Raw genomic sequence first — 13,563 nt, 5'->3', positions numbered from 1 at the left:
CATGCCTGCCCCGCCGCCATCGTTCGGGTTGATGACCTGACGCCAGTAGAGCACCCTGTCAACGACAGGCTTCAGAGGAGCGCGACTTTGACCGAAACGAGCGTCCAACGCTGGGACACGGACCGCAATCTCGCCCTGCTGGGATACGGCCTGCTGTTCGTCGCCATCTTCTTCGCCGGAATCACCGCGCTGGTCGCCGTGGTGCTGGCCTATGCGGTGCGGGACCGGGCCGGACCGGGCGTGCGACCGCACCTGGACGGCCAGATCCGCATCTTCTGGGTCGGGCTGGTCCTGACCATGCTGGCCGTCGGCACGGGCGTGGCCGGGATCGTCACTCTGGTCGGCGGGGCGATCGCCCAAGGCTCCGACCTGGACATGAGCGACTTCTCCGCGGCGGGCGGCTTCGGCATGGCCACCGTGGCCCTGATCGCGGCGTCGGCAGTGCTGTGGATCCTGACGGCGCTGTGGGCGCTGATCACGCCAGCGATCGGCTTCATCCGGCTTGCCACCGCCCCCTCCGGAGGCGTAACGCCCGGCGCATGACCGTCGCCCCCCTCGCCCCCTATCCCGCCACCCGCCTGCGCCGCGTCCGCCAGGCCGACTGGAGCCGCCGCCTCGTCCGCGAAACGACGCTGACGCCGTCCGACCTGATCTGGTCGATGGTGGTGCACGAGGGCGAAGGCCGCGTGCCGGTCGCCTCGATGCCCGGCGTCGAGCGACTGTCGGTCGCCGAGTGCGCCAAGGCGGCGGTCGAGGCCCGCGACCTGGGCATCCCCTGCATCGCCATCTTCCCCTACATCGACGGGGCCAAGAAGGACGCGACCGGGGCGATGGCCGCCGATCCGGACGGGGTGATCAGCCGCGCCGTCCGCGCCATGAAGGACGCCGCCCCAGAGGTCGGGATCATGTGCGACGTCGCCCTGGACCCGTTCACCGACCATGGCCACGACGGCCTGATCAAGGACGGCGACATCGACAACGACTCGACCATCGAGAAGCTGGTCGAACAGGCCCTGGTCCAGACCCGGGCCGGCTGCGATATCCTCGCCCCCTCCGACATGATGGACGGCCGCGTCGCCGCCCTGAGGTCCGCACTGGAAAGCGAAGGATTTCAAAAGACTATGATCATGTCCTATGCGGCCAAATACGCTTCGGCCTTCTACGGCCCATACCGCGACGCGATCGGCTCGGGCAAGCTCGGCACGCTCGGCCCGGCGGACAAGAAGACCTACCAGCAGGACCCCGCCAACACCGACGAGGCCCTGCGCGAAGTGGCGCTGGACATCGCCGAGGGCGCCGACATGGTCATGGTCAAGCCGGGCCTGCCCTATCTCGACATCGTCCGCCGCGTGGTCGACGAGTTCGCCATGCCGACCTTCGCCTTCCAGGTCAGCGGCGAGTACGCGATGATCATGGCCGCCGCGGCGAACGGCTGGATCGACGAGCAGCGCGCCATCCTGGAAAGCCTGGGCGCCTTCAAGCGAGCCGGCGCCGACGGCGTGATCACCTATTTCGCGCCGCGCGCCGCGCGGATGCTGGGCGCCTAGGCCCGCTGCCCCGTGGTCGCCGTCTTCTCTCCGGGACGGTTCTACGGGACGCTGCAGGCCGAGCACCTCCTCGCCGGCCTGCGGGTCGCGCACCTGGCCGGCACGACGCCCGAGCACGAGGTCGCCGAGCACGGCCACGACGACGCCCACTTCGTCCTGGCCACCCGCGGCCGCTACCTGACCACCGCCCAGGGCGAGGCCAGCGAAGGCCCGGTGCTGGTGTTCAACCCGCCGGATGTCGTCCATCGCGACCGCTTCGCCGGCGACGGCGGCTGGTTCATGGCCTTGAGCTTCGAGGCCGCGACCTGGCGGGACCTGATGCTTCGCCCCTCCAGCGACGCGATCCGCCTCTCCCGCCCCAGCGCCGTCGGCACGGCCCTGAGGCTGACGCGAGCGGTCGTCGCCCAGGACGCCTGCCCTCTGCATCTGGAGAGCCTGGCCTTGGAGCTGGCCGCCCAGGCCGAGCGCCAGCCGGTCGACGCCGTTCGCGCTCCGGCCTGGCTCCGCCGCGCCGACGATCTCATCGCCGACCGGCGAGCCGAGGCCCTGACGGTCGCCGACGTCGCCGAGGCGGCGGGCGTCCATCCGGTCTACCTGGCGCGCGCGTTCCGGCGCTGGCTGAACTGCTCTCCCGGCGACCGGCTGCGACAGCGACGGCTCGAACGGGCCGCGTCGCTGATCACCCGCCAGGCGGCCCATCTGGCCGAGGTCGCGGCGCTCAGCGGCTTCTGCGACCAGGGACACCTGACGCGCGTCTTCCGCGCCGCCTGGGGCGTCACGCCGGGCGAGTATCGACGCCTGGCGGCCTGAGCAGGTTCGAAACGTCCAAGACCGCGCCGGGCCGCCGCCGCTAGGGTCGCCCTTCGCCTTCGGAGTTCGCCTGTGATCCGCCCCCTCGCCGTCGCCGCGGCCCTGCTGCTCGCCCCCCTCGCCGCCCAGGCCGCCGACTGGCCGCGCGCGACGCCTGAGGCCGAGGGTCTTTCGGCCGGGAAACTGGCCGAGATGGAAGCCGCCGTCCGCAAGGGCGATTTCAAGCAGATCACCAGCATCGTCATCGTCCGCGACGGCAAGCTGGCCTACGAGGCCTATTTCGACGACGGCGGTCCGGGCGCGACCCGCAACACCCGCTCGGCGACCAAGACCGTGACCGGCATGCTGGCGGGCGCCGCCATCGCCCGCGGGAGGATCCCGTCCGCCCAGTCGCCGATCCTGCCCTATTTCGCGGGCCGACCCGCGCCGCAGAATCCCGACCCGCGCAAGGCGAAGATCACGGTCGAGGACCTGCTGACCATGAGCTCGCTGCTGGAATGCGACGACCAGAACCCGTTCTCGCGCGGCAACGAGGAGCGGATGTACCTGATCGAGGACTGGCCAGGTTTCTTCCTGGACCTGCCGATCAAGGGCTTCGCGGCCTGGACCGCCAAGCCGGCGGATTCGCCCTATGGCCGGGCGTTCAGCTACTGCACGGCGGGCGTCACCACCCTGGGCGCGGCGATCCAGGCGGCGGTCGGCAAGCCCCTGCCCGACTTCGCCCGCGAGGCGCTGTTCGACCCGATCGGCGTCGGCAAGGCGGAGTGGCAAGCCTCGCCGACCGGCCTGGCCCAGGGCGGCGGCGGCCTGGCCCTGACCAGCCGCGACCTCGCCCGCCTCGGCTGGCTTTACGCCGACGGCGGCGTCTGGCAGGGCCAACAGGTGCTGCCGAAAGCCTGGGTGAAGGCCTCGGTCACGCCCAAGGCCCAGATCGACCAGACGCGCGCCTACGGCTACCTGTGGTGGCTCTACGACCTGCCCTCGGCCAAAGGGTCGCAGCCCGCCTGGTTCATGAACGGCTCGGGCGGCAACAAGGTGGTCGTGTTTCCGAACCTGCGGATGGTGGCCGTGGTCACGACGACCAACTTCTCCAGTCGGGACGCCCATCAGCTGTCGGAAAAACTGATATCGGACTACGTGCTGGGGGCGGTGGAGCGCTAGGAACGGCGAGGGCCGAGACTCGATCTGAGCCTTGGAATTTCACAGCCCTAGCCGCCCCTTTCCAACCGGCCTTCGCCGGGATGACCGGCGTTGAGACGGACAGCTAGTCCGGAGCCTGCCAGCGGATCGGCAGGCGAACCTTCAGGCCCGCGCTGGGCCGCCCGCTCCGGGTCGTCGGCTGCATGCGGAACCGCTTGGCGACGTTGAGCGTGGCCCGCGCGAAGGCGAGATTGTCGGGCGCGGCCGCCACGACCTCGCATCCGTTGAGCATGCCGTCGGGGCCCACCACGCAGACCAGCTCAACGCTCGCCTCGCCCGTCCAGGCGTTGATGTGCGGGAAGAAGGACGCCATCTCCTCCTCGGTCGGCGTGCGGGCCCAGTTCACATCTTCAGACGCGATGAACACGTCCGAGGCGTTCGCCGCCAGCAGCAGCGCGAAGACCAGGGCGGCGCTCACCCTTCCCGCTCCAGCCGCGCCACCAGGCTGGAGGTGTCCCAGCGGTTTCCGCCCATGGCCTGGACCTCGGCGTAGAACTGGTCGACCAGGGCGGTGACGGCGATGCGGGCGCCGTTGCTCCGCGCCTCGTCCAGGGCGATGCCCAGGTCCTTGCGCATCCAGTCGACCGCGAAGCCGAAGTCGAACCGGCCCTCGGCCATGGTCGGCCAGCGGTTCTCCATCTGCCAGGACTGGGCCGCCCCCTTGGAGATGGCCGCCAGGACCGCGTCCGTGTCGAGTTCGGCGCGCTTGGCGAAATGGACCGCCTCGGCGACGCCCTGGACCAGGCCGGCGATGGCGATCTGGTTGCACATCTTGGTCAGCTGGCCGGTCCCGGCCCCTCCCATCCGACGGACCGCCTTGGCGTAGGCCGAGATCACCGGCTCGGCGCGGTCGTAGGCGGCCGGGTCGCCGCCGACCATGATGGTCAGCTGGCCATTCTCGGCGCCGGCCTGCCCCCCGCTGACCGGGGCGTCGAGGAAGGCGCGGCCCGACTCGGCCGCCAGGGCCGCCATCTCGCGGGCGACCTTGGCCGAGGTGGTGGTGTGGTCGACGATAATCCCGCCCGGCGCCATCACGGCCAGGGCCTGGGGAACCACCTGCCGGACGTCGCCGTCGTCGCCCACGCACAGGGCGACCAGCTCTGCGCCGTCGCAGGCCTCGCCCACCGTCGCGCCGGCCCGGCCGCCGTGGGCCTCGACCCAGCGCCTCGCCTTGTCCGGGCTGCGGTTAAACACGCCGACCTCGTGGCCGGCCCTGGCCAGATGGCCCGCCATCGGGAAGCCCATCACGCCCAGGCCCGCGAACGCCGTCTTCATGCCGGAAACTCCCTCTGGCGCGCCGCTCGCGCCCCCAGCCGGAAGACCATGCGGACGCCCCGCTCGCAACCCCGTCTTAACGCCCGCGCGCGATGTTGGCGGAAAGGTTAAGCGGGGTTTCACCACATGGCGTTGAGCAGCGACGCGCCGATCCTGATCAAGAAGGTCAAGAAGGTGTCCGGCGGCGGACACCACGGCGGCGCTTGGAAGGTGGCCTACGCGGACTTCGTCACCGCCATGATGGCCTTCTTCCTGCTGATGTGGCTGATCAACACCACCAGCCCCGAGCAGAAGCGCGGCATCGCCGACTACTTCGCCCCCGCCAGCGTCGCCGAGACGACCAGCGGCTCGGGCGGCATCCTGGGCGGCACCGCCCTGGGCGAGGACGGGGTCAAGGGCTCCGGCTCCATGGCCATCGTCGAGCAGATGGCCCCCGAGGCTCCGCCGAACGTGCGGGACGACGGCCAGAGCGACGTGAAGCCCGGCGCCGCCGACCTGGAGAGCGCTTCCGAACAGGCGCTGCGCAAGGAGCTGCAGGCCCGCGAGGAGGCCGCCTTCGCTTCGGCCGCCCAATCGCTGCGCCAGGCTCTCCAGGACATGCCCGAGCTGGCCGAGCTGTCGAAGCAGATCATGATCGACCAGACGCCCGAGGGCCTGCGCATCCAGCTGGTCGACCAGGAAGGCCGCTCGATGTTCCGCGAAGGCGCCGCCGCGCCGAACGAACGCGCCCGCATCCTGCTGCGGGCCATCACCAAGATCATCAACCAGCTGCCCAACCGGATCAGCATCAGCGGTCACACCAACACCGGCGCCAGCGGCCGCACCGTGGCCAGCGACTGGAAGCTGTCGTCCGACCGCGCGGATGTGTCGCGGCAGCTGCTCCAGGGCTTCGGCGTCGACGCCGACCGCGTCTATCAGGTCGCCGGCAAGGCCAATTCCGACCCGTTGTACCCGGATGATCCCATGCTGGCGGGGAACCGGCGCATCTCGATCATCCTGCTGCGCGAAGCCCCCGTCCTGCCGCCGGATTGATGAACGATGGTCATCGAAAGAGCCCTTGCGGAGGTTCGGGGACTGGGTCCTAATCCCTTACGGGGACAGAGGAGAGCCGTTAGGCGTTAGGGGCTTCGTGACGCATCACTTCACATCTCGGCGGATGCGTTTCTTCCTGACGGCCCCCTCGCCGTGCCCCTACCTGCCCGGCCGCGAGGAGCGGAAGGTCTTCGCCCACCTGCCGCCCGGCGAAGGCCCCTCGGTCAACGACGGCCTGACCCAGTCCGGCTTCCGCCGCAGCCAGCACATCGCCTACCGCCCGGCCTGCGAGAGCTGCAACGCCTGCACCTCGGCGCGCATCCCGGTCGGCGACTACGTCTTTTCCCGCTCCGAGCGGAAGATCCTCAACCGCAACGCCGACGTCCGTCGACATCTGGTCGAGGCCGAGGCGACGATGGAGCAGTTCGACCTGCTGCGCCGCTATCTGCTGGCGCGGCACGCCGACGGCGGCATGGCCGAGATGACCTGGCCCGACTATGTGGCCATGGTCGAGGACACCGCCGTCCGGACCCATCTGATCGAGTACCGCACCCCCTCGCCCGACGGCGGCCCCGGCGACCTGGTCGCCTGCGTGCTGGTCGACCTGATGGGGGACGGCCTGTCGATGGTCTACAGCTTCTACGATCCCAAGCTGGAGCGCCGCAGCCTCGGCGCCTTCGTGATTCTGGACCATGTCGTCCAGGCGACCCTCAACGCCCTGCCCTATGTCTATCTGGGCTACTGGGTGCCGGGCAGCGACAAGATGGCCTACAAGGCGCGCTTCTCGCCGCTGGAAGTGCTGCGGCCGCAGGGCTGGATGCTGCTGTCGGCGCGTGAGCGATCCGACGCCGACGAGACCCTGGCCCGCGAGCGCCGCATGCGCGGCGGCGTCACGACCAAGCTCGGCAAGAAGTAGGCCCTACTTCTCCGGCTCGACCAGCGCCTGGTAGAGCAGCTGCGCCGACCGCTCGTCGAGGCGATAGGCGCTGCCGCCGATGACCTGGATGAAGCCCAGGAAGGCGACGTCGTTCTCGGGGTCGACCCAGAACCAGGTGCCGGCCGCGCCGCCCCAGCTGTAGCTGCCCTTACCGGCCGTCGTGCCGGCCCTGGCCGGGTCCATGATCACCGCCACGTCCAGACCGAAACCGGTCCCCGGGCCGAGCGGCTCCTGCGCCAGCACCTTGTCGCTCAAGTGGTTGGACGCCATCAGCTTGATCGTCGACGGGCTGAGGATGCGCACGCCGTCCAGCTGGCCGCCGCCCGCCAGCATGGCGGCGAAACGGCTGTAGTCGCTCATCGTCGAGACCAGGCCGCCGCCGCCGTTCGGCGCGGTCGGGACCTTGTCGATCGGCAGCACCATGAAGCCCTCGGCGGGGACGATCTTCTTGGTCTTGGGGTCGATCGCGTAGAGCGAAGCCATCCGCCCCCGCTTGTCCTCGGGAACCCAGAAGGCGGTGTCCTTCATCTTCAGCGGGCCGAAGATGTGGCTCTGCATGAAGTCCGGCAGGGTCTGGCCCGACAGCTTCTCGACGATGTAGCCCTGGATGTCGACGGCGATCGAGTACTTCCACTGCTCGCCCGGCTGGCCGTAGAGCGGCAGCTTGGCGGCCTCGGTCATGACCTGGCCCAGGGTCGCCGACCCGAGCATGCCGCTGTCGCGATAGGCCTTGTCGACGTAGTTGTCGGTGCTCAGGCCGTAGGCGAAGCCGGCGGCGTGGCTCATCAGTTCGCGCATCGTGGCGGTGCGCTTGACCGGCTCGGTGATCGGCTTGCCGTCCTTGCCGACGCCCTTGAAGACCCGGAGGTTGGCGAACTCCGGCACGTACTTCGTGATCGGGTCGTCGAGCTTCCACTTGCCCTGTTCGTACAGGATCATCATCGCCACGCCGGTGACCGGCTTGGTCTGGCTGTACATCCGCCAGATGGCGTCGGACTTCAGCGGCGCGCCCGTGGCGACGTCCGCCTTGCCGTAGATGTTGGTCGAGACGACCTTGCCGTGGCGGATGACCACGGTGGCGATCCCGGGAGCGTAGCCGCGCTCCACGAAGCCCGCCGACCAGTAGTCCAGCCGCTTCAGCCGCTCGGAGGAGAAGCCGACCGCCTCGGGCTTGGCGGAGGGAAGGTCGATGCCCTCCTGGGCCTGCGACGGACCGGGCGCGAGGACCCAGGCGACAACCACGGCGGCCATCGCCGCCGACAGGGACCTACGCAGCATCACCGCTCCCGTTCTCTCGTTCGACGAACAGTATCGGGCCTGGGCGGGGCCGCAATCGGGGTTCGGAGTCTCGATTGTGAATTCTTGTATGGCCGCGTGGATCCGCGGGCGGCGATATCCGGCGGCGGTCGCGCGCCCCGACAGGTCGGCGGTGACGACCGCGGCGCGCGCCGACGGCTTGCGGGCTTGGTTTGGCGTGGCGGCGCGCGGCTTCATCCGCAGAGTCTAAGCGATCGCCGGCCCAGGGGGATAAGTCGGCGGCGCCGCTCGCCCCGCACCGTCCCATATTGTCCCCGAATGTCCCCGGTTGTCCCGGAACTATCCGTCCCGGGTGTCCCGCTCAGGCGGCGTGGGGGCGCCAGGCGATCATGCCCTCGACCCTGGCGCGCACCTCGGGCGGCGCCAGGCAGCCGGCGATGCTCTCGTAGCCCGACAGGCCTGGCGTAGCCTCCAGCAGGCGCGGAGGCCCGTGGTTGGCGGCGCAGAACAGCACCGTTTGCGGCGGCCCGGCGGCGGTCAGATCGAGCACCACCGCGGAGCGGGTCATGAGAATGAGCGATCGGCCGACGTTCCGGCGGCGAAGCCAGGCGCCGAGCCTGGCCTGGACCTCGGCGTCGAGGCCTTGTTCCACCAGGTCGATGACCAGCGGCCCCTCGCCATCCGCCAGCGCGACGAGCAGGGCCAGGACCGGCCCCGTCGCCGGGACGTCGATATCCGTCGCCAGACGCTCGACGGCCGAGCGGAGACCCGCATCGGCGTCCAGCCGCGCGGCCGCCGCTTCGGGGTCCCGCTCCAGGCCGACGAACCGCCCGCCCGGCAGCGTCTCGGCCAGGCGCTGGGCCAGGCGCGTCTTGCCGCTGCCCAGGGAGCCGACGAGGAAGATCACCGGCTTCAGCTCCAGGAGTTCGAACCGTTCGCCGCCCCAGGGCCACGGCAGGTCGAAGGCCGCGACCGGCGTTCGCCGCGCAGCCAGTCCGGCGCGCAGCGCCCGCACGGCCTCAAGGGCTTCGGCCAGGCGACGCGCCTCGGCCTCCAGCGCCGCCTGCCGTCCGGCCAGCGCCGGCTCCAGCCCGTCCGGCCCCGCGCGCAGCACCGCCCCGATCTCGGCCAGGCGGAAGCCCAGCCCGCGCAGGGCCGCGATCTCGGCCGCGCGGGCCATCTGTTCGGGGCCGTAGACCCGCCAGCCGGCGCCGGTGCGCAAGGGAACGACCAGCCCGCGCCGCTCGTAGAGCCGCAGGGCCTTGGCCGAGACGCCCAGCCGGCGGGCCGCCTCGGACGGGTTCAGGTACTTCGGGGACTCGCTCACGACTCACCTCTCGCCCAGGGATCGCCCCCTTATCGAGGCGGCCCCAGGGTCCGGGTCAAGCGGCCCCCTCGCCGGCGTTCGGGACGGGCGCCTTCGGCAAACCGGCCGCCTTCAGCAGAGTCCGGCGTATGTCTTGGGGTGTTTGTCGATAGAGCGCCGCGCCGATCCGGCGTCGCTCGCCGCTCTTCAGCACGATCTCTACGAGGGTGCTGGTGACCAGCGAAGAATCCAGCGGATCGCGACGCTCCAGCAGCGTGACATCTTCCACCGCCTCAAGCGGAATGTCTCGATTTCCCGGCATGCGAAAACGGATGCGCCCCTGAGAAATCGCGATCGACGGATGCCCGGGAACCAAGACCTCCCACAGCGCCCAGGCGCCGATCGAGACGCCGAGGACCGCGGCCAACGGCGCCGTCGCCACGAACGCGGGACCATGGCGAGAGGTCTCGATGAAATGCTCATAGGTCGTGCCCATCAGGATGGGCAGCAGTGGAAAGCCGACGCCCACCGCGACCATGAGCAGGCCGCCCAGCAGCCCCTTCACGGGGTCATAGCGGGCGACCTCCGTCATCCTACTTCGGCTTGAACCGCTTGCTCGTCGGGAAGCCCTTGGGCGCCAGCTTGCCGGCGGCGGCGCGCTTGCCGGTCCACTGGGCCCAGTCCGGCCATTCGCGGGTGCGGCCGGCGGCGTCGATCCAGGTCGCCCCCGCCTCGGCGGTGAAGGCCATGGCGTCGCGCAACCCGCCCTCGCGGTAGGACTGCAGCTTCACGCCCTTGCCGCGCGGCATCTCGGGCAGCTCGTCCATGCCGAAGATCAGGATCTTGCCGTTGTCGCCGACCACCGCCATGCGGTCGCCCTCGATCTCCAGCGAGACGATCGCCTCGCCGTTCAGCACCTGCTTGCCGGCCCGGCGGAAGGCCAAGGCCTCGTCCTCCGGCATGATGAAGCCGTAGCCCGCCTTGGAGGCCAGGAATCGCTTGCGGCCGGCCTTGTGCGGGAAGACGTCGATGATCTTCACCTTGTCGTCGATGTCGACCATCAGGCGCAGCGGCTCGCCGTGGCCGCGCGCCGACGGCAGCTTGCTGCAGTCGACGGTGAAGAAGCGGCCGTCCGAGGCGAAGATCAGCAGCTTGTCGGTCGTTTCCGCCGGGACGATGAAGCCGAGCTTGTCGCCTTCCTTGAACTTCAGCTCCGAGGGATCGTCGACCTTGCCCTTGGCGGCGCGGATCCAGCCCTTCTCCGACAGGATGACGGTGATCGGCTCACGCACCACGAACGCCTCGACCGAGACCTCGGCCGAGACGGCCGGAGCGTCGGCGAAGTCGCTGCGGCGCTTGCCGACCGTGGTCTCGACGCCGAGGATCTTCTGCACGGCGCGCAGGCCCTCGCCGACCAGCTTCCATTGCAGGCGGTCGTCAGCCAGCATGGCCTGGATGCCGTCGCGCTCAGCCGCCAGCTCGGCGTGCTCGCGGCGGATTTCCATCTCCTCCAGCTTGGCGAGCTGGCGCAGGCGGGTGTTGAGGATGGCGTCGGCCTGGATGTCGGTCAGCGCGAAGGCGGCGATCAGCTTCTGCTTCGGCTCGTCCTCGTAGCGGACGATGCGGATCACCTCGTCGAGATTGAGGTAGGCGATCAGCAGGCCGTCCAGGATGTGCAGGCGGGCCTCGATCTTGGCCAGCCGGAACTTGGCCCGGCGGATCAGCACCTCGCGGCGGTGATCCAGGAAGGCGACCAACGCCTGCTTCAGGCCCATCACGCCCGGCGTGCCGCGCGCGTCCAGGACGTTCATGTTGACCGAGAAGCGGGTCTCCAGGTCGGAGAGCTTGAACAGGCTCTCCATCAGGACGTCCGGCTCGACGTTGCGGCTCTTGGGCTCCAGCACCAGGCGGATGTCCTCGGCGCTCTCGTCGCGGACGTCGCCCAGCAGCGGGGCCTTCTTGCTCTCGATCAGATCGGCCAGCTGCTCGACCAGATCGGACTTCTTCACCTGATACGGGATCTCGGTGACGACGATCTGCCAGCCGCCGCGGCCCTGCTCCTCCTTGAACCAGCGGGCGCGGGTGCGGACGCCGCCGCGGCCGGTCTCGTAGGTCTCCAGCATCGAGGCCTGGGACTCGACGATGATCCCGCCGGTCGGGAAGTCCGGCCCCTTCACATGCTGCATCAGGTCGGCGGTGGTCGCTTCCGGCGACTTCAGCAACAGCTGGCAGGCGTCGATCAGCTCGCCGACGTTGTGCGGCGGGATCGAGGTGGCCATGCCCACGGCGATGCCCGAGCTGCCGTTGGCCAAGAGGTTGGGGAAGCCCGCCGGCAGGACCACCGGCTCCTCGTCCTGACCGTCGTAGGTCGGACGGAAGTCGACCGCGTCCTCGTCGATGCCATCCAGCAGCAGCATCGCCGCCTGGGTCATCTTGCATTCGGTGTAGCGCATCGCGGCGGCGTTATCGCCGTCGATGTTGCCGAAGTTCCCCTGCCCTTCGACCAGCGTGTAGCGCTGCGAGAAGTCCTGGGCCAGGCGGACCAGGGCGTCGTAGATCGACTGGTCGCCGTGCGGGTGGAAGTTACCCATCACCTCGCCGACCACCTTGGCGCATTTGCGCGCGGCGGCCTCGGGGTTCAGCCGCATGTTGCTCATGGCGTACATGAGGCGGCGGTGGACGGGCTTCATGCCGTCGCGCACGTCGGGCAGCGCCCGCGAGCTGATGGTCGAGAGCGCGTAGGCCAGGTAGCGGCGCGACAGAGCCTCGGTGAGCGGCTCTTCCAGGATGCGGTCGCCGTCGCCCGGCGGGGGGGTATGCAGGGTCATTCGTCGAATCGGGAAGACAGGTTCAGGTTTGGTTCTAGCACCATCCCTTCTCCCAGGGGGAGAAGGAGGGGCCCATGAGCCGCAGGCGAATGGGAGGATGAGGGGTTAGGGACAGATGGGACTTGGAGAGGGCGTGATCCCTCACCCTCCCACGCTACGCGCGGGCCCCTCCCTCTCCCTCCGGGAGAGGGATTACACCCCCGAACGGATCATCCAGGCTGTGCTGGGGCTGGGTGAACCACTTCGGCCCCGTGGCGGTCATGTGGAAGTGGTCCTCCAGGCGAATGCCGAACTGGCCCGGGACCACGATCATCGGCTCGTTGGAGAAGCACATGCCCTCTTCCAGCGGCGTCGTGTCGCCGCGGACGAGATAGGGCCCTTCGTGGATGTCCAGGCCGATGCCGTGGCCGGTGCGGTGCGGCGTGCCCGGCAGCGCGTAGTCTGGGCCCAGACCCTCGGCGGCCAGGACCGCGCGGGCGGCGTAGTCGGGCGTCTCGCAGGGCGCGCCGAGCACGGCGGCCTCGAAGGCGGCGGCCTGGGCGCGCTTCTCGATGTCCCAGATGCGGCGGACCTGGGCGGTCGGCTCGCCGAAGACGTAGGTGCGGGTGATGTCGCTGCTGTAGCCGTCCAGCCGCATGCCGGTGTCGATCAGGACCACGTCACCCTCGGCCAGGGCGCGGTCGCCCTCGCCGCCGTGCGGCAGGCTGGTGTCTTCGCCGAACGAGACGATGCAGAAGCTGGAGCCGCCCTCGCCGCCCAGGGCGCGATGCTGCTGGTCGATGAAGCGCGTGACCTCCGAGGTCCGCACGCCCGGGATCAGGCTTTCGTGGGCGCGGCGATGGACCTCGATCGTCGCGGTCTTGGCGGCCTGCATCAGGGCGATCTCGGCCAGCGACTTGCGGCGGCGCAGCGGATTGATCAGCGGATAGGCGTCGGTCAGCCTCGTGTCGTCGATCACCCCGCGCAGGCCGCGGTAGGTGAACAGCTGCACCTGGTCGTCGACCGCCAATAGCGACCCGGACGCCAACCGGTCGGCGACGAGGCTGTAGGGGCTCTCATGCTCTTCCCAGGTCAGGACCTCGCCGGGGACGCCGATGATCTGCTCGACCTTCTCCAGTTCGAAGCGCGGCGCGACATACTCCAGCCGGCCGTCGAGATGGACGATGGCGCCGACCAGGCGCTCCGAGCCGTGCCAGTTGACGCCGGTGAAGTAGCGCAGGCTGCTGGTCGAGCCGAGCAGGACGGCGGCCGTTCCGGCCGCCTCCATATGGCCGCGCAGGCCGTCCAGGCGGGTCAGGCGCTCGGCCTGGGTGATGGGGTGAGGAAAGGTCATGCGCACTAGATGCCCCTTCTTCGAGCGCCACTTCAACC

13 protein-coding genes are annotated in these 13,563 nt (G+C 69.9%); 6 read left to right on the top strand and 7 right to left on the bottom strand.

Going from position 1 to position 13,563, the window contains the following annotated elements:
• Positions 1–87: 87 nt before the first annotated feature.
• From CSW64_RS10250 to CSW64_RS10235, 4 genes are all read left to right on the top strand, one after another.
• Positions 88–543: a hypothetical protein gene (locus CSW64_RS10250; protein ID WP_099622016.1), complete on the top strand. Its 456-nt coding sequence runs from the start codon at positions 88–90 to the stop codon at positions 541–543.
• The gene (gene hemB, locus CSW64_RS10245) at positions 540–1,547 is read left to right on the top strand and encodes a porphobilinogen synthase (protein ID WP_099622015.1); all 1,008 of its coding nucleotides are present in this window, start codon (positions 540–542) and stop codon (positions 1,545–1,547) included. The genes CSW64_RS10250 and hemB overlap by 4 nt, the downstream gene beginning before the upstream one ends.
• A 12-nt stretch (positions 1,548–1,559) precedes the next feature.
• Complete coding sequence (locus CSW64_RS10240) at positions 1,560–2,357, top strand: helix-turn-helix transcriptional regulator (protein ID WP_099622014.1); 798 nt, start codon at positions 1,560–1,562, stop codon at positions 2,355–2,357.
• A gap of 72 nt (positions 2,358–2,429) precedes the next feature.
• Positions 2,430–3,518, top strand: a complete 1,089-nt coding sequence (locus CSW64_RS10235; protein WP_245863886.1) for a serine hydrolase domain-containing protein — start codon at positions 2,430–2,432, stop codon at positions 3,516–3,518.
• Between the two features lie 103 nt (positions 3,519–3,621).
• Here the strand turns inward: CSW64_RS10235 and CSW64_RS10230 are convergent, their stop codons facing one another.
• Together CSW64_RS10230 and CSW64_RS10225 are read right to left on the bottom strand one after the other, a co-directional pair.
• Entirely contained in the window at positions 3,622–3,975 is a 354-nt protein-coding gene (locus CSW64_RS10230) for an energy transducer TonB (protein ID WP_099622013.1), read from the bottom strand.
• Complete coding sequence (locus CSW64_RS10225; protein WP_099622012.1) at positions 3,972–4,832, bottom strand: NAD(P)-dependent oxidoreductase; 861 nt, start codon at positions 4,830–4,832, stop codon at positions 3,972–3,974. The genes CSW64_RS10230 and CSW64_RS10225 overlap by 4 nt, the downstream gene beginning before the upstream one ends.
• Positions 4,833–4,958: 126 nt before the next feature.
• Here CSW64_RS10225 and CSW64_RS10220 point away from each other — a divergent pair, with 126 nt between their 5' ends.
• A complete protein-coding gene (locus CSW64_RS10220; RefSeq protein WP_099622011.1) occupies positions 4,959–5,864 on the top strand; it encodes a flagellar motor protein MotB in 906 nt (301 codons plus the stop codon).
• Positions 5,865–5,961: 97 nt separating this feature from the next.
• Entirely contained in the window at positions 5,962–6,780 is an 819-nt protein-coding gene (locus tag CSW64_RS10215; RefSeq protein WP_099622010.1) for an arginyltransferase, read from the top strand.
• 3 nt (positions 6,781–6,783) lie between these two features.
• Here the strand turns inward: CSW64_RS10215 and CSW64_RS10210 are convergent, their stop codons facing one another.
• The 5 genes from CSW64_RS10210 to CSW64_RS10190 form a co-directional block, all read right to left on the bottom strand.
• Positions 6,784–8,079: a serine hydrolase domain-containing protein gene (locus CSW64_RS10210; RefSeq protein ID WP_099622009.1), complete on the bottom strand. Its 1,296-nt coding sequence runs from the start codon at positions 8,077–8,079 to the stop codon at positions 6,784–6,786.
• A 340-nt stretch (positions 8,080–8,419) separates the two neighbouring features.
• Positions 8,420–9,385: a MerR family transcriptional regulator gene (locus CSW64_RS22395; RefSeq protein ID WP_099622008.1), complete on the bottom strand. Its 966-nt coding sequence runs from the start codon at positions 9,383–9,385 to the stop codon at positions 8,420–8,422.
• Between the two features lie 55 nt (positions 9,386–9,440).
• The gene (locus CSW64_RS10200; protein WP_099622007.1) at positions 9,441–9,956 is read right to left on the bottom strand and encodes a hypothetical protein; all 516 of its coding nucleotides are present in this window, start codon (positions 9,954–9,956) and stop codon (positions 9,441–9,443) included.
• Position 9,957: 1 nt separating this feature from the next.
• Entirely contained in the window at positions 9,958–12,192 is a 2,235-nt protein-coding gene (gene parC, locus CSW64_RS10195) for a DNA topoisomerase IV subunit A (RefSeq protein WP_099622006.1), read from the bottom strand.
• Between the two features lie 154 nt (positions 12,193–12,346).
• Entirely contained in the window at positions 12,347–13,525 is a 1,179-nt protein-coding gene (locus tag CSW64_RS10190; RefSeq protein WP_099622005.1) for a M24 family metallopeptidase, read from the bottom strand.
• Positions 13,526–13,563: the final 38 nt, after the last annotated feature.

Source organism: Caulobacter mirabilis (assembly GCF_002749615.1).
GTDB lineage: Bacteria > Pseudomonadota > Alphaproteobacteria > Caulobacterales > Caulobacteraceae > Caulobacter > Caulobacter mirabilis.
This window is presented reverse-complemented; position numbering and strand designations above follow the sequence as displayed.